The organism is Lewinellaceae bacterium (genome assembly GCA_020636135.1).
Lineage (GTDB): Bacteria > Bacteroidota > Bacteroidia > Chitinophagales > Saprospiraceae > JAGQXC01.
Genome location: JACJYK010000001.1, coordinates 2,372,863 through 2,390,324 on the forward strand (window position 1 = coordinate 2,372,863; position 17,462 = coordinate 2,390,324).

15 protein-coding genes are annotated in these 17,462 nt (G+C 45.3%); 10 read left to right on the plus strand and 5 right to left on the minus strand.

Annotation, left to right across the window (positions count from 1 at the left end; genetic code table 11):
- Positions 1-49: 49 nt before the first annotated feature.
- The 3 genes from H6570_09005 to H6570_09015 form a co-directional block, all read right to left on the minus strand.
- Positions 50-1,063: a zinc-binding alcohol dehydrogenase family protein gene (locus H6570_09005; GenBank protein MCB9319408.1), complete on the minus strand. Its 1,014-nt coding sequence runs from the start codon at positions 1,061-1,063 to the stop codon at positions 50-52.
- Positions 1,064-1,146: 83 nt separating this feature from the next.
- Entirely contained in the window at positions 1,147-2,190 is a 1,044-nt protein-coding gene (locus H6570_09010; GenBank protein ID MCB9319409.1) for a glycosyl hydrolase 53 family protein, read from the minus strand.
- Between the two features lie 50 nt (positions 2,191-2,240).
- Complete coding sequence (locus H6570_09015) at positions 2,241-2,477, minus strand: hypothetical protein (protein MCB9319410.1); 237 nt, start codon at positions 2,475-2,477, stop codon at positions 2,241-2,243.
- Positions 2,478-2,974: 497 nt separating this feature from the next.
- Between H6570_09015 and H6570_09020 the strand changes: the two genes are divergently transcribed.
- From H6570_09020 to H6570_09030, 3 genes are read left to right on the plus strand one after another with little or no spacing between them, the layout of a single operon-like run.
- Complete coding sequence (locus H6570_09020; protein ID MCB9319411.1) at positions 2,975-3,586, plus strand: class I SAM-dependent methyltransferase; 612 nt, start codon at positions 2,975-2,977, stop codon at positions 3,584-3,586.
- Between the two features lie 54 nt (positions 3,587-3,640).
- Positions 3,641-4,516 carry a glycosyltransferase family 2 protein gene (locus tag H6570_09025; GenBank protein ID MCB9319412.1) on the plus strand — a complete coding sequence of 292 codons (876 nt, stop codon included), beginning with the start codon at positions 3,641-3,643 and terminating at the stop codon, positions 4,514-4,516.
- On the plus strand, positions 4,516-5,619 hold the full coding sequence (locus tag H6570_09030) for a glycosyltransferase family 4 protein (GenBank protein MCB9319413.1): 1,104 nt from the start codon (positions 4,516-4,518) through the stop codon (positions 5,617-5,619). The genes H6570_09025 and H6570_09030 overlap by 1 nt, the downstream gene beginning before the upstream one ends.
- A 98-nt stretch (positions 5,620-5,717) precedes the next feature.
- Here H6570_09030 and H6570_09035 read toward each other — a convergent pair whose 3' ends face one another.
- Positions 5,718-8,342, minus strand: a complete 2,625-nt coding sequence (locus H6570_09035) for a hypothetical protein (GenBank protein ID MCB9319414.1) — start codon at positions 8,340-8,342, stop codon at positions 5,718-5,720.
- A 105-nt stretch (positions 8,343-8,447) separates the two neighbouring features.
- Positions 8,448-9,527: a hypothetical protein gene (locus tag H6570_09040; GenBank protein MCB9319415.1), complete on the minus strand. Its 1,080-nt coding sequence runs from the start codon at positions 9,525-9,527 to the stop codon at positions 8,448-8,450.
- A 166-nt stretch (positions 9,528-9,693) separates the two neighbouring features.
- Between H6570_09040 and H6570_09045 the strand changes: the two genes are divergently transcribed.
- The 7 genes from H6570_09045 to H6570_09075 all read left to right on the plus strand — a co-directional run bounded on the left by H6570_09045 (position 9,694) and on the right by H6570_09075 (position 17,223).
- Positions 9,694-10,452, plus strand: coding sequence for a hypothetical protein (locus H6570_09045; GenBank protein ID MCB9319416.1), 759 nt, complete (start codon positions 9,694-9,696; stop codon positions 10,450-10,452).
- A 265-nt stretch (positions 10,453-10,717) separates the two neighbouring features.
- Positions 10,718-11,119 (plus strand): YHS domain protein, encoded by a 402-nt coding sequence (locus H6570_09050; protein ID MCB9319417.1) that lies wholly within the window; start codon positions 10,718-10,720, stop codon positions 11,117-11,119.
- A 102-nt stretch (positions 11,120-11,221) separates the two neighbouring features.
- Complete coding sequence (locus H6570_09055) at positions 11,222-12,928, plus strand: dihydroxy-acid dehydratase (GenBank protein MCB9319418.1); 1,707 nt, start codon at positions 11,222-11,224, stop codon at positions 12,926-12,928.
- A 22-nt stretch (positions 12,929-12,950) separates the two neighbouring features.
- Positions 12,951-13,718: an SDR family oxidoreductase gene (locus H6570_09060; GenBank protein ID MCB9319419.1), complete on the plus strand. Its 768-nt coding sequence runs from the start codon at positions 12,951-12,953 to the stop codon at positions 13,716-13,718.
- Positions 13,711-14,613, plus strand: a complete 903-nt coding sequence (locus tag H6570_09065) for an SMP-30/gluconolactonase/LRE family protein (GenBank protein MCB9319420.1) — start codon at positions 13,711-13,713, stop codon at positions 14,611-14,613. Before H6570_09060 ends, H6570_09065 begins: the two co-directional genes overlap by 8 nt.
- On the plus strand, positions 14,614-16,050 hold the full coding sequence (locus H6570_09070; GenBank protein MCB9319421.1) for a sulfatase: 1,437 nt from the start codon (positions 14,614-14,616) through the stop codon (positions 16,048-16,050).
- 111 nt (positions 16,051-16,161) lie between these two features.
- A complete protein-coding gene (locus H6570_09075) occupies positions 16,162-17,223 on the plus strand; it encodes a formylglycine-generating enzyme family protein (GenBank protein ID MCB9319422.1) in 1,062 nt (353 codons plus the stop codon).
- The last annotated feature ends 239 nt before the right edge of the window (positions 17,224-17,462 follow it).

Below are 17,462 nucleotides of genomic sequence, written 5' to 3' on the forward strand. Positions count from 1 at the left end.
ATCTAAAATATCTCAAGCCGGTCTTTCCGGTAACAGCCATTTGGGATAGTCAGTCATTTTGCACGACCATGGCTTTAATGACGCCTGCGTCCGGGTCAAGCCAATCGGCAAAGGTATCGACGACCTGCTCAAATGGCACTTGATGGGAAATGTATTTACTGGCCGGAAACCTACCGGATTTTAAATAGGCAATTACTTTTTCAAAATCTAGCCAGTTGGCATTCCTGCTGCACAATAAGGTGGTCTCTTTGGCATGAATGGCTGGGTGACTAAAGCAGAGCTCGCCTTTGGATAATCCCACCAAAACATAACGACCTCCGTGGGCCATATACTCGATACCTTTCTCCAAAGCAGGTTTATAGCCGGTAGCGTCGAATACAGCGGTCGCCAGATCACCTCCTGTCTGTTCTTCGATAAATGCAATGGCTCCTTCAGCTGGAACGGTCAGAACCCCAAAGGCCTCTTTTGCAAAATTCAAACGGCTTTCCACAACGTCGACTCCAATTACCTTACAGCCGGCATGTAGCGCTTGGGCAATGATACCTAATCCGATAGGTCCGCAACCGACGACCACAATCCATTCGCCCGGTTGAACATTTGCTCTGGATAAGGCATGGGCTCCTATAGCCAGTGGTTCAATGAGCGCAATCTCTTCGAACTCAAGCCCGTCTATTTGACGAACATGTGCAGCGTCTACCACGATCTTTTCCTTCATTCCGCCATCAGAATGTACGCCAAAAACATTCAACTTCTGACAACAATTTGGCTGGCCATTCCGGCATGCTATGCATTTGCCGCAGTTGAAATAAGGGAGAATAACTGCTTTGTCACCGCTTTTGAGGTGATCAACTCCTATTCCGGCCTCAAGGACCACGGCTCCTAATTCGTGGCCTAAAATGCGCGGATAAGTAAAATAAGCCTGATTGCCGGCAAAGGCATGGAGATCGGTCCCACATATGCCGATGGCTTTGATTTGCAACAATACTTGTCCTGGCCCAGGAATAGATTCGGGTATTTCGATCTTTTCAAGTCGTCCGGGTTCCTGACAGATGATGGCTTGCATGACCTTGTGATTTTGATGTCCTGAAGGTAATGATTAAACGCACCGCTACATTCAACACTCAGCATTCAACATTCAACATTTCTTTAGTGTTTTGCCCACTTGTCGAATACCTTGATGACCGGCAAGACATTACCATCTTCATCAAAAAAATCACGGGCTCCTATCGGGCCAGAAGCCGCAGGCTCCCACCAGAAGATGCCTTGTCCCAGATGGTCAGGTGCCCGGAGAACTTCCTCATGAACCGCTGCTAAAAAGTCCCGTTGCCCTTCCGGTGTCTCCGGGAACGGACCGGGATGTTCCTTGTATTCGGCCGGCAGAGAGCAGTAGGCAACTTCTACCATCCAGATGGGTTTATGATAGGTCGTAGCCATGAAGTAGAGGTTATCGCGCAAATCGAGCAGGCTGCCGTGCCACCAGGGATAATACGACTGACCGATCACATCGAAATCAATTCCATAAGATAGGAATTTGTCAAAAAACCATTTGGTCCGAGCCACATCCCCACCCCGGTCAATATGGATCATGATCCGGGGACATGGCATATTGGCGCAACTGGCGTGCACCCCATTGATTCCCGCTTGAGTGAGCGCTGCAAACTGGTCCCAATTTTCCGGCAGTTTTCCCATGGGCCACATCATACCATTGATCACCTCATTGCCGATTTGCACCATGTCCGGGAACACCCCTGCATCCCGAAAAGCGATCATGGTCCGTCGCGTATAATCATATACCGAATCGACCAATACCTCAAAGTTTAATCCTTCCCAGGCTTTGGGCAGATATTGTTTGCCCGGATCTGCCCAGGTATCGGAATAATGGTAATCCAGCAGGAATTTCATGCCTTTCTCCCTGGCAGCCTGTGCCAATGCGATGGTATACGCCAGATTGTTGGGTAACCGGTCAGGGGTATGGAATAGCCGCAAACGGATCCAGTTATACCCATGATCGGCAAAGATGTCCAAACCGGATTTGGGTTTTCCATCCTCTTTGAATTGATAACCCTGGTCTTCGATGCTTTTCAGGAAGGAAAGATCAGCGCCAATGGCGTAGGACTGAGCTGAAATTCCGGTTGAACAAAGTAATAAACCTAAAAGTGCACCTGTCAATATCATTTTAGCCTTTTGCATTTGCTTCATTTTAATCTTGATATAATTATCAAAGTCCTTTATCATCGTGTTCATTCGTGTTGAATGAAATCAATAGCGTTCTTCATTTTTTCCTGTGTCCTAAGTATACCTGCCGGTTGTTCCCTGGTTGCCTGCCTCCATGCGTGGATGTATTCCAAAGCCTCCGCCAGATAGAATTCTTCCAGCGTTTCATAAAAAACAACATTGAATCCAGGCCGCTTCAGGTCGATCAGGTCCGCTTCGGTCAGTTTGGCTGCCTCATTCAGGAGATCATCATCCAGGCCCACCAATCCTTTGCTAGTAAACTTTGTTTACGAGCCATTTCTTCAGTTATTCCACCATGCGTTTCAACCCAAATTAAGGACTGTCCAAGTTATCAATTTCATTTTACAGGTCATAACCAGAAGGTTTAATTTCAATGGCTAATGTGTAGTGTCACCCGTCCATGGACTGGCACCTTTACAGCAAAAACAAATGCAAACAATATCAGTCTAAATTATTGAATATCAATTATCTAGGCCAATACACCTATTAGGTAATATATACAATGTTCTTTTACCATTTACAACTAAGAAACTAAGTATTACATTGCACCTTATTCCCATGGGGCGGGACTACCAGATCTGGAGAGCGCAAGACATATACCATCCAAATTGATTTCTAATAGGTAAAGAGTAAGGATAACGAGTTAAGTTCATTTCACGTGGTTGCTCCAATAGGAACAAAAAATGTTAAAAAAGAGCATCATTTTAAGTCTTGACCTAATTGATCTTTAACGATTTTTATGAACCAATTACAATTCAAGGAATTATGCAAGGACAGGTCCAGGATAGTACTCGATCTGGGCTGCGGCAACATAAAGAAACCTGGTATGATTGGCATTGATATCGTAAATACCAGCGCAACTGATATTGTCGCAGATATTGAGAAGGGATTACCATTTGTACCTGATCAATCAGTTGATGAAATATACTCCAGCCATTTTATGGAGCACTTAGAGGACATAAATCCGCTTTTGGCAGATGTTCATCGCATACTTAAACCGGATGGGTTCTATGAATTCACAGTCCCTCATTTCTCAAATCCATATTTTTATTCAGACCCTACTCATAAACGCTTCTTCGGGTTGTATACCATGGAATATTACACACCAGACCGACTCCAGGTATTAAAAAGAAAAGTGCCAGATTTTTATACGGACTTTAAATTCAGAACAGTATTTCGATATCTAAAATTTTATCATCCCAATAATAAAATAATCAGTGGAATCAAGAAGAGACTACTTTCCAGCTATTTTAACTCCAATATCAGAAGGCAGGAATTATACGAAGGATTATTCACAAATATCTTCTCAGCCATGGAAATAACCTATCGTATCCAGGTAGTAAAACCATAATGGTAACCCTATTTTAATTTTGACTTTTCAAAGAACACCCAATTGAACCCAAATATGAACACTGGCTTAAGCATCATCATCGTGAATTTCAATTCCGGTTATTTACTCAAAAGGTGCTGCCAATCAGTAAAGAACCACCTGAGCTATCCCCATGAGATAATAATCGTTGACAACCACTCCTCGGATCACTCCGTTGAAGAGATAGAAAAACTCAACCTGGAAAACATTAAAGTAATTAAGAATCAATCAAACCTTGGATTTTCCAGAGCCAACAATCTTGGCATTTCACTCTCAAACTCAGATATCATATTATTTCTCAACCCCGATGCATACTTTGATGAAGATTCGGGAATGTACCTGAATATATGGCTGCAAGAACAATTCAAATCAAATTGTCTGTATTCCGCTATTCTCATTGACGGGAAAAATAAAAAAATACAAAAAACGAAGCACGAAATTCCAACAATAGGCAACTTAATTAACAAGTTAACCCGCAGAAAAGTAATTTATTGGTATACCGGAGCATTTGTGCTTGCTTCTTCTAAAATAGTACACCAATTAAACGGCTGGAGCGAAGATTACTTTCTGTACGGAGAAGACCTTGATCTGTTTTACAGAGCACACCAGGCAGGAATTGAAGTCAGCCAGATTCAATGTGCAATCACACACATAGGCAATGAAATTGGCAAGAACTTCATCACACAGAAAGAGAAAATGAGCATTGGGCACTATACAAATTATCTCTTTTATAAAAAGAACAAAAGGATATTGGATTATTATTTATTCCCGATTTACCTATTCCTGGTGAACTTAATCAAGGGAAACAAACATGGTTTTATGCTATTCAGCTCTTTCATTAATTACAACCTCCATAGACAAACCAACGAAAGCAAAGTGATTGCAATTTACGATCGGTTAAAAAAACTGTAATGCAAAAGCGAAACAGAATTGTTTTTGTTGCTCCAAATCTTTCTTCATTCATCAATTCTGACATTCAGGTCCTGAAGTCAACGTTTGATGTGGAAGTAATGATATACCAATGGTCAAAGAAGGTACTTACACCGGCTCTGATATTATATCAATTTGTCCGCTTTATCACTTCATACCTAAGGACCGACGCCATCGTAGTATCTTTTGGAGGATATTGGGCATTAGTTCCTGTGCTTTTCGGCAAAATATTCAATATTCCATCTGTAGTAATACTTCACGGCACCGATTGTGCTGCAATGCCATCTATAAAATATGGTACTCTCCGCAAATCATTATTGAAAAAAATCTGCCATATTGTTTACAATAATGCTTATATGCTGTTGCCCGTAAGCGAATCACTCATTTCCATAAAAAATAGTTATTCCTCTAACACAGCAGAAGAGGATCAGGGGATTTTACGATTTTTCCCCAATTTACAAACGCCGGTCAAAGTTATTTACAATGGCCTTGATCAAACGGTTTGGAAGCCCGAAAGTCAGATTGAAAGGATTCCAAATAAAATTGTAACAGTTATATCTGAAAATCAATTGATGCGAAAAGGTGGTGACTTGATCTTACAGGTAGCACCCGAATTCGAAGATTATGATTTTCACATAATTGGAATGAACAAACCTGTCAATCTTGGACCACTACCCCAAAATGTAATATTTAACGGAAAATTGAAGCCTGAGGAATTAAAATTCAATTATTTGAGTGCTACATTTTATTTACAGCTTTCGATGTTTGAAGGATTTGGACTCTCACTGTGTGAAGCTATGCTGTGTGGTTGCATACCAATAGGCAGCTCTGTCAACATTATACCGAAAATTGTTGGTAATTTTGGGTATATAGTTGAGAGTAGGAAGACAGAAGTTTTAAAAGAGACTTTACATAAAGCTTTCGAAAGTCCAGTACACGATTTGGAGGCTGCACGAAAACATATCATTTCAAATTTCGCTCTTTCCCAGCGATCTGATCAGCTAATTCAAACGATCGAAGAATTAATCAAAAATCATGGATGCAACAGTAGCATACAAAAAATCAAATTATCCGCACAAGACTAAATTCGGGATCATTCTATGATGGTTTACATTTCAGGGCACTTATTCATCTGAAATTCGCATCGCTCACAGGTATTGGATAACTACAGAACATATATCACCTAACCAATTCCCTGAACAACTAAATGATCCACCGGAATTTTACCATAGTATGTTTTAACCGTAGCTTTTCCGTTTTCCAGTTTTACTGTTCCAAATCCACTTGCTGTGCTTAAAAATGAAGTAAAATCTCCCACCTTGCTGTCTACATACAGCGTTCGGTCCACAGCATCATAGCGAACACCAGTCAGCCCTTGTAAATAACCGTAGCTGGACAAGGCACGAGCATACCAGTTACCACATTCGTATTCATTATAGGGATTTCGTACCTGTCCGTCGTAGCGATCCCTCGATGCACGCAGAATGTCCAGGCCTTTATCGACCTCTCCCATCAGCATCAGGTGGGATGCAGCCTGATGCTCGATCCCGGTCCACACTTCGTCACTGTACACGAATGGCAATGAAAGCTGTCCTCCCTTTGGCCAGGAACAAAGTAACAATCCCCCCTCTTCACCCAGCGCAAATGAGGGCCTCTGGGGATTGGCGTGATCGCTGAGGTCTGTTTTAAGGTTATATTTATGGATAGCTACCAGATGGCTTCGCAGCCGGTCAGCAGAGAGCATATCCGGGAGACCGCAAACCCGCGCCATCCAGGCTCCCAGGACTCCATCGGATAGACAACCAGAACCATACTGATATTTAGGGCCTTCCTTCTGCAATAATGCCAGGGCCTCTTCCGAGTAGCCGGAGCCATAGGATTTTTCAGAAGCTTTAACAGGATCCTCGGCATGCAGTCCGGTATATTTGATTTGCTGGATGTAATATTCACCGTCATACAATTGAGACTCCGTGAAGTCTTTCGCTGCTGTTGCTAACTTCTCATAACGATTTACATCTTCGCCGAGATGCTTTCCCATAGCAGAAATTGCTGCCAGAGCTCCCAGGTAAAACGTTGCATGCATACCATCCGGCCCCCAGAATTCTATGTCATAGGTATTGTGATGAGGTTCCTGCAAAGTTCCTTTTTCGTCAGGGTCCCAGGTACGGATACAGTAATCCATGCTCTGTTTGACCATAGGATACATGGTCTTCAGCCAGGATTGATCTCCATAGATACGCCAATCACGGTAAACCTTCATGATGCCACCCAATTGCCCATCTGCAGCTGCATGGAATCCATGATCCACCGGACGGATGGGCAAAGCTGCCCGAAATGTCTGGTGCCCTTCCGGATTCTGGTTTTCACAAAATTCCGTGTGCCGCAGGCTTCGTTCCAGTGCAGGAAATAAATGAGGAATAGCCTGAGCATAATTCCAAACATGGGTACACGAACCATGACAACAGCCCCAGGTATCACCGCAGCCTTCAAAGCACCAAAGTCGTCCGTCAAATTGCCGGAGAACAGTAGGTGATTTTAAGATGGAAAGATTACACGCAACCGCTTCAATGACTTCCGGCGGCAATGTACTGGCATAAAAAGCATCTGAAAACAAGGTGGAATCCCGTTTCAAAGCTTTGTATTCACTGGTCCAATAGGCGCTCACCTGATCGATTGAGTCAAATTTCCTGCTGTACCAGGGCTGATAATGTTCCGCATCCGCAGGCTTGACTTCATCTGCCAGTCCTTTTTCATAGGCTGTGAAACAACAACCTGAATCCGGATCACAACCTGTCCGGTCATCCTCAACCTTGCCAATGGCAATGTTGGTATGAGGTACATACCAGGTAAAATAGATGGTCACACGAGTTGCCTTGCCCGGCTCTAGTTGCAATGGAATATAAAGGGATGCCCCCGGAGCTCCCGATTCTACCGGCTCAACGGCAATAGCCTCGCCCTTTTTAATGGCATTCCAGGCCATGGTCAGGGGATCCCACCATCCTCCTCTGAACCAACAGTGATCGATGATTGTACCCGGGTTATCGGTATAAATGGCAAAAGAAGATTTTTCCTCTGGCTTATCCGCGGAGCCCTCCTGATGCAGTATAAACCCGCCCTGAATTGATTTGATGGAATCTTTGCCTCCATCAATACGTAAAAATTGCCTGGCATTGAACGAAAAGATTGCATCCAATGGCTGCGCTCCCGTATTGACAAACGAATATTCCATTGCCCCTACCGGTAAACTCGAGCGGTCTTCTTCGGTTGGAATGAATGGACTCCATCCGGTAATTTTTACGTCAAGTGGCAATTCATCATCTTTCAGTTCAATGTCCGCAAATGGAAAGCGGTTCGTAAAGCGGGCGTGGTGAAAGTGCGGCAGGCCAGTGATGCTGCCACCTAATCCGTTCCCAGCCCCTGGTTGGCCAAACTTCTTCCATTCCGGCACCGGGCCTTCCAGGATCTTGGCACCCCGTGAAACACCTTTCAGATAGATTGCACCAAATAATCCGGGCTCGTTGAATACATCTGGTCGGTTTTTTATGGACATATGGGAGATAGCTCCGCCTCCTTCAATGCAAAACATTCCGGCACCAATGCCCCCGACCGGAAATGCAATGCGGTTGAGATGGGCACCTTCATACGGGGTATTGTATTTTCTTTTGTTGTCGACAGGGCCGTAAGATTCTGGTTCCGGTTTTGTCTTGCTTTTGGTTTCGTCAGCAAGCAGCACGGAGGGAGCCGTTGTGGTAACCAAACTTCCTATACCAATGTCCCGAATGAATTTGCGCCGGTTCTGTTTTTTCATTTCAATTTCTCTTAAGTCCTTTAATATAATTCTTTTACAGGTTATTACAGGCGGGTTATTGCCACATAAAATAATGGCTAATCGACAAACGATGATCCACAATATTCAATGATCCAATCGGAATTGCGGATTGGGATATGCCGGTGCAAATGCCTCGATTGGTCCAGGAGTAAAAGCAACGGCAAATTCGAGCTTTACAAAATGCAGGGACTCCAATAACAGATCCTGAAGTTGCTGGGGAGAACAGGCCACCCGGGCATTTATGGTCAAGGTTGATTCCACTGCAATAACTTCTGAAGTTGAAGCAGCCGGGTAGTCGGATGAACTGCTGGTAAAATTGAATTTATAAGTCGCTTCGCCGGTATCGATCAAACATTTAAGATGGCCAATGATCAGTTTTTGGTCTATGATTTTCCGGTAAAAAGTGATAATCACTTTTTCAGCGATGAGCATTGACCTCCCTTGCCTATCCTGGATTGGTATGCGCACATTCAGCCATCCTAAAGCGGCTTCTCCGGCTGCGTACCGGTCATAATCAACATCAAGCACCTGCCGTGTTACAGTCCCGGACAGTTCAGGCAAATAATCAAGCCAGGAAGCAATGTCGGAAGGATTCCGTGCGCTACCGGTCATCAACAATTTTTCAGGATAAATCAAACCGGTTTGGTTGATTAAGGATGAATGTTCGGAAGTGGAAAGCAGATCGGCTTTATTGAGGAACAGAATATCTGCTTCTTCGATTTGTTTCTGAAAAATGTACCGGATCTCTTCAGTCAAAAAGGAAGCCTGATCCATGATGATTTTGAACATAAGCGAAGCATCGGTGACCGTCGAAATGGTTAATTCCAGGTGGGGATATTTTTGAAGCATTGGCTTGGCTACGGTTGCTACCAGATCTGTACACGAGCCAACGGATTCGGCAAAGATCACCTCCGGATCGTAATTGCTGATGAATTGGAGAAGACTTGATTCCAATTGGCTAAAATGACAGCAAAAGCAACCTCCCGTAACTTCATTGGTCGTTATGCCCAGACTTCGCAGGTAATACGTATCCACCAGATCCTGTCCCTGATCGTTGGTGATTACTGCCACCCGGAAACCAGCCTCCTTTAATTGAACACAGGCTGCGGCAATAGTAGTCGTTTTGCCACTGCCAAGAAATCCATTGACAAGATGAAGCTTCATTGAATGAAAATAAGAAAAAGCATGGTAGTACGAAAAGGTGCGGACCGTTGCCGAAGGTGAATCCAGGCTCCATTAATTGACATTGATGGACAACTATTTTTACTTCAAATAGCAATTATTATCTTTAAAATAGTCTCGTGTCCAACCCAAAAAACCCGTTTAATGTATGATCCGGTTTATTGCAAAAATCAAACGACAACTATTTCAGGAAAAGGGATTGTCCAGGTATCTGCTGTACGCTATCGGAGAAATTATCCTGGTAGTAATCGGCATCCTGATCGCACTCCAGGTCAACAACTGGAATGAACGCCGAAAACTACTTCAGATCGACAAGGACCTTCGGGTTGAACTGTCTCAGGAGTTTTCGAACAATTTGGCCATTCTTAGTACCCAAATTGAGCGGGGAAAAAATATGGTGGAAGCCTCCAAAAAAATGTTATCACTGACCGGTCCAAAAATTGCCCCGATTGATGACCTGGATTTTGAACAAATATTTTTTTCGGTAGCATCAGGCTCTCCTCATTTCACGCCCAAAATGACCATATTCAACGAAATGCTGCTTTCCGGGAACTTCAAAGCCATTTCAAACGCTGAGCTCCGGAGGTCTTTATCCGATTGGGAGACGATATTGAAACAGCTGGCTGCTACAGAAAGTCTCTGTGAATCTTACCGGTCTAATATTAAGACCATTTACATTCAAAACGGTAATCTGGTCAATGAATGGATTATCAGGAAGGCCCTTGACACTTTGGGCATTGACCCGGGTCCCTATCAATTCGATACCGATAATAAAAATATGCTATTGAATCCGGAGTTTGAAAATAATATCGGATTCCGTTATGGCAATTTAAAGGATTTAATAAGCGGATACAGGGACGTAAAAATTTTGATGGAACATATTATCGAATTATGCACAAATACCTAACACGAATGGTCGTATCTGGTAAGGATACCAATTGGGTATATTTTTGTGATTGCTTGAGGGCCCGGTAACCCATCTATTTGTCCGGAAGAAAACCAAATGGCTTCTGCTCCCGGTCAAATTCATAAAACCATTAAGTTAATAGATTAGTTTAGTGTTAAGATTTATTACCAAGTAAATTCAAATGCGAATTACAATCATTGAGCTGTTAACTGGTTTGACCTTCTTTGCTACTACAACATTTGGCCAGTCAGTCGGTGAAACCAACCTGAAGAATTTCAATGTTGATGAACATCACGTTGGGCTCATGGGTTATGACCCTATCTCCTATTTCCTGGATGCTCCTGAGAAGGGAAATCCCAATTGGACAGCAATCCATGAAGGCATCACCTATTTTTTTGGCAGTGAAGCAAACCGGAATACGTTCACCTTGAATCCCGAAAAATATGTGCCTGCCTATGGTGGGTGGTGTGCCTATGCCATGGCACTGAAAGGTCAAAAGGTTGATGTTGATCCGCTTACTTATAAGATCGTCGAAGGTCGATTGTTATTATTTTACAACAAAAGAGCCTCCAATACGCTAAAGCTCTGGAACCAGCTGCCCGATCCGGAATTTGAATTGCTTAATAAAGCGGATGTCACCTGGAAAAAAATACTGAAAGAACATTGATACCAAGATGCTCTATCCGGATTCATCTCCAGCTCATTTTCAATGAACCAGTTCTTGGATTGCCACCACTATAATCCTTAACTTCCGTCCAAAATAGTACAATTGGACATGAGAAGTCAAGGATGGTTTGGCCGTAAGGGTAAAGATGGGTTCATTTATCGGGCCTGGATGAAGAAGAGTGGTATCCCTGATTTTGAATTTGATGGGCGACCAGTAATTGGAATCTGTAATACCTGGTCCGAATACACACCCTGCAATTCACACTTTCGTGAGCTCGCAGAATTCGTTAAACGGGGTGTGCTTGAAGCCGGAGGATTTCCTTTGGAATTTCCGGTGATGTCCCTCGGCGAGACGCTGATCAAACCCACAGCCATGCTTTACCGGAATCTTGCATCCATGGATGTCGAAGAAAGTATCCGAGCGAACCCTATGGACGGCGTCGTCCTTTTATGCGGATGTGACAAAACAACTCCTTCTCTGGTGATGGGTGCCTGCAGCGTTGACCTGCCCAGCATCGTCGTATCGGGTGGACCTATGCTTACCGGACGATACAAAGGTAAAAGCATCAGCACCTCTGATATCTGGAGATTCAGCGAAGCGAACCGGTCAGGGCTGATGGACGACCATGAGATGCGTACCGCCGAGGCGGGTATGTGTCGCAGTGACGGGCATTGTGCCGTGATGGGAACGGCATCCACCATGGCGTGCATGGTGGAGTCCCTGGGTCTGTCATTACCCGGAAATGCAGCCATTCCTGCACCGGATGCAGCCCGTAAAGTAATCGCTCAACGATCCGGCCAGGCCATCGTTCAGATGGTTCGGGAAAATCGTAAGTTATCCGACGTACTCACACGGGAGGCTTTTGAAAATGCCATCATGGTCAATGCGGCTATCTGTGGTTCAACCAATTTTGTGATCCATTTACTGGCAATAGCCGGTCGCATTGGTGTTGACCTGACGATAGATGATTTTGACCGGTTCTCCAAAGGGATTCCCTTATTGGCCAATTTGCAGCCATCCGGTGAATATTTTATGGAGGACTTTTATTACGCAGGCGGTTTGCCGGCGATCATGAAAGAATTGTTACCCAAGCTTCACCGTGAATGTATTACGGTCAACGGCAGCACGGTCGAGGACAATGTGAGCCAGGCGCCCTGCTACGACACCACCGTCATATCCGGAATGGAAGAGCCCTTCAATGAACTAGCCGGCGTAATGATCCTGAAAGGAAACCTCTCCTTGGAAGGTGCCGTGATCAAACCTTCGGCAGCAACGAAATCCCTCCTGGTCCATACGGGGAAAGCAGTCGTGTTCGAAGACATCGATGACTACAAACATCGCATTGACGATCCGGAACTTGATGTGGATGAAAACAGCATCCTGGTCTTAAAAAATGTCGGGCCGAAAGGATATCCCGGGATGCCCGAAGTAGGAAATATGGGACTACCAGCTAAATTATTGGCAAAGGGTGTGAAAGATATGGTCCGCATTTCCGATGGACGCATGAGTGGTACCGGGTTCGGGACGGTTGTCCTGCACGTCGCTCCGGAATCGGCTGACGGTGGCACTTTAGGTATTGTTAAAGATGGTGACGAGATAACCCTGGACATTCATCAGCGGTTATTGCACCTCCATTTATCGGACAAGGAAATCGCTGACCGCCAGGCTATGAAAGCTGCTTTGCCGCCCATCACCGATCGCGGCTATGTTCAGCTGTACATCAATCATGTGCAGGGAGCCCACCTGGGAGCAGATCTTGACTTTCTCAGAGGCGGGTCCGGAAGTCAGGTAACCAAGGATTCCCACTAACCAATAATCCGGACCGGTGAGCATGCGAAATTTAAAGGATAAAGTGGCTATTGTAACCGGTGCAGGTCAGGGCATCGGACTGGAGATATGCCGTCAACTGACGGATGCTGGCGCCAGAGTAGTTTTGAATGATGCCGATGAGAAACTTACTGAAATGGCCGCAGCGACACTGGGAGTTCCCAGCAAAGGGGTTCCCGGTGACTGCAGTGATCCGGCAATTATCGCGGCAATGATCCAAATGGCAATGGATTCATTTGGCCGTCTGGATGTCGTGATCGCCAATGCCGGCATAACTCTATTTGGCGAATTTCTGTCTTATACAAGAGAGGCTTTCGACCGGGTGATGGCTGTAAATCTTGCCGGCTCCTTTTTTCTGGCCCAACAGGCTGCCCTTATCATGAAACAACAAGCCTGGGGTGGAACGATATTGTTTATGTCCTCCGTGACCGGGCACCAGGCTCATCAAAACCTAACGGCCTACGGCATGAGTAAAGCGGCACTGGAAATGCTGGCCAAAGGACTGGTTGTCGAACTTTCTCCTTACCGCATCAACGTAAATGCGATAGCCCCCGGGGCAACCTCCACCGAACGCACACTTGAAGATCCCGGGTATGAGCGAACATGGTCGAAAATCACCCCGATGGGTCGCCCCGCAACCGTTGGTGATATTGCGGCAACAGCACTATTCCTGGTTTCCGATGAAGCCAGACACATTACCGGTCAAACGCTTATCGTCGATGGCGGATGGACCTCCGTGAGTCCCTCACCCTATGACACCGGCAATGCATAGAGCAATTCAACCGGTAACATCCCATCGATCGGAACTGGGAGAGGGCCCGCTGTGGTCGCCTGACAATCAATCCATCCTCTGGTTGGACATCATCAAGGGAATCATTCACGAATACTATCCAGAATCCGGAACGTACCGGAATCTTGAAGCAGGTGAAATGATTGGCGCCATTGCATGGTGTGCTAACGGAAAACTTATTGCCGCACTTCAGTCCGGATTTGCATTCATAGACAGGGAAAATGGAAAGATTCAACGTATCACCGATCCGGAATCCCATTTGACCAATAACCGGTTTAACGATGGAAAGTGTGATCCTGCCGGGCGATTCTGGGCAGGGACCATGCACCTGGAGGAAAGGCCGCACGCAGGAAATCTATACCGGATGGATCCGGACCTGTCAGTACACTTAATGATACCAAAAGTCTCCGTCTCCAACGGCCTGGCCTGGCATGCCGATGGCCGGAAATTCTATTATATCGACTCTCCTACCCGACTGGTGAAGGCCTTTGATTTTAATCCGGAAACCGGTGACCTGTCCAATCCAAAGGATATCATTCATTTCCGGGAAACCGAAGGTTTTCCCGACGGCATGACCATCGATGCGGAAAACAAACTATGGATAGCACATTGGGGCGGATGGCAGGTGAGCCGCTGGGATCCGGAAACGGGTAAAAAACTCCTTCAAATAGATCTCCCGGTGGAAAAGGTAACATCATGTGTATTTGGGGGAGCTGAATTAAAGGATCTTTACGTCACCACCGCCAGCATTGGGCTTAAGGACAGTGAATTAAATCATCAACCATTTGCCGGTCATTTGTTTGTCTGGCCAAACTGTGGTTTTCAGGGTCGCGCGGCTTCTGTCTTTCGACCCGAATTCAGCAAACAAAGTAGTTAAATGAAAACTTTAAAGATCACAGCGCTCATTTATCTGACCATTATTTTTTCTTGTACAGATCCCGTAGAAACTTCCGCCAACGGAAAAAACGATCAGCCGCTTAATTTCATCATATTGTTTGCTGATGATTTGGGATATGGCGATCTGGGAGTCTATGGGCACCCTACCATCCGTACTCCACGATTGGATAAAATGGCCAATGAGGGCCAGAAATGGACCAATTTTTATGTAGGTGCCAGCGTATGCACTCCCAGCCGAGCCGCTTTATTAACGGGGCGCTTGCCGGTAAGGAGTGGGATGACCAGCAGAGTTAACCGCGTCCTTTTTCCTGATTCAAAAAATGGATTGCCGGCAGAAGAAATCACGCTAGCAGAACAATTGAAAAAAGCAGGCTATGCAACTGCATGTGTCGGCAAATGGCATCTCGGCAGTAAAGAGCAATATCTGCCCACCAATAATGGATTTGATTATTATTATGGAATTCCCTATAGCAACGATATGGATAATGTAGCCGATTTTCAAGCCATAGGAGGTTATATGAATTTCTGGAAAACAGCAGCCAGAAAAGACATCAATATGTTTCAGGTCCCTTTGATGCGGAATACGGAGATCATCGAGCGACCAGCAAATCAGCATACCATAACCAAACGCTACACCGACGAATCCATAAAATTCATCAACGAGCATAAAGAAAGTCCATTCTTCCTCTATCTGGCCTATAACCTGCCTCACGTACCTTTATTTGCATCCAAGGAATTTGAAGGCACCAGCCCAAGAGGATTGTATGGCGATGTGGTTGAAGAAATAGATTATAACGTCGGCCGGGTGCTTGACACACTTGCTGCGATGGGCCTGGCAGAAAATACCATTGTTGTCTTCACATCGGATAATGGCCCCTGGCTGATTATGAACCAGGAAGGTGGCAGTGCCGGGTTATTGAGAAATGGCAAAGGCTCTACCTGGGAAGGCGGTATGCGTGAACCGTGCATCTTCTGGTCCCCTGGCAACATCAAACCCGGTCTGGTCACCGGTATCGGCACAACCATGGACCTGTTCACCACCTTCAGTACGTTAGCAGGGGTGGCGATTCCCGACGACCGGGTCATTGATGGCATTGATATCAGTGCAACCTTATTTGAAAACGCCCCAAGTCCACGAAATGAAATGTTCTATTACCGGGGAGACTGGCTGTATGCGGTCCGGGTTGGCGATTATAAGGCGCATTTCATTACCCAGGAAGCTTATGAGCCGGAAGTGACCCGGCATGATCCACCACTACTGTATAATGTCAATGTCGATCCATCCGAACAATTTGATATCGCGGCGGATTATCCGGAAGTCATTGAACAAATCAATGAAGTGGTCAAAAAACACAATGAAAAGCTGATCAAGGGGCCGGATATGCTCAAAGAACGGGAAATTGCCGGAACCAATTAATTCACAATGAGATTATCAAAAAATAATAGTCCTATACTTATTTCATGAATTATCAATTCAGACCTCTTAGGAGTTTTATTATTAAATACGTTGAAAAACATATTCCTGAAAATGTACAAACCATTCATTAAATATTTGATTTTCAGTGGTGTGATCCTGTATTTTTCAGGATGCTCCACTTCCGATGGGGAGAAGCAAGAATCAGCACAAACCACCCAGGCACCGGAAGAGATACCTGAAGGAATGGCCTTTATTCCTGGTGGCTCTTTCGAAATGGGTGGTAAATCTGCCCAGGCCTCCCAGGATGAATTCCCAAGACACAAAGTGGTCATTTCACCATTCTTCATGGACATCACGGAAGTGACCAATACCGAATTTGAACAATTCGTTGACGCGACTCAATATGTCACCATCGCGGAAAAAGACATCGACTGGGAAGAAATGAAAAAGCAGGTTCCGGAAGGCACGCCCAAGCCACCGGATTCGGTCCTCGTAGCTGGCAGTTTGGTCTTCAAGCCTTCCGACCATCCGGTAGACCTCAATGATTATACCCAATGGTGGGAATGGACGCCCGGCGCCAACTGGCGTCATCCGGAAGGGCCCGGCAGTGACCTGAAAGGGCGTATGAATCATCCCGTCGTGCACGTGTCCTGGGAAGATGCCACCGCATACGCAGCATGGGCCGGTAAACGATTGCCCACGGAAGCTGAGTGGGAATGGGCATCCATGGGGGGCAAAGATGATGTAAAATATCCCTGGGGCAATGAGCCCATCGAACAAGCCTCTGACAAGGCAAATTTCTGGCAGGGCGCATTCCCTTATCAGAACTACCTACTTGATGGTTATGCCCGTACAGCTCCGGTCAAGTCTTTTCCTCCTAATGGCTACGGCCTTTACGATATGGCAGGAAATGTATGGGAATGGTGTCAGGATAAATACGATGCCAGCATTTACCAGTCCTATGCGGAAAAAAATCAAGTAAAAGATCCGGTAGGTTCTGAAAACTACAATGATCCCCGCGAACCCTGGTCTCCAAACCATGTTGTACGGGGAGGCTCCTTTTTGTGCAATGAAAGTTATTGCAGCGGATACCGCGTGGCCCGTCGCATGAGTTCCAGCAAAGACTCCGGATTTAATCATACCGGATTCAGGTGTGTGCAGGATGTCGAATAATCTTAGGTACGGATTGATCCGGACAAGACCGTACCCAAGCATTGATATCACCCTCTCCCAATTTTCCCCAGGGATAAAATGGCCTATTTCGCAGACCCGGTCAATTTTTGAATTTTGTTTGCGATTCTAAAACATTTAGGTAAATTGATCACAGCGTAAGGCTTGAAACCAAAATAACCCCAAGATGAAAACCAACTTTTACTCCTTCCTACCATCGATGCATGGTCATTCACCTGGTT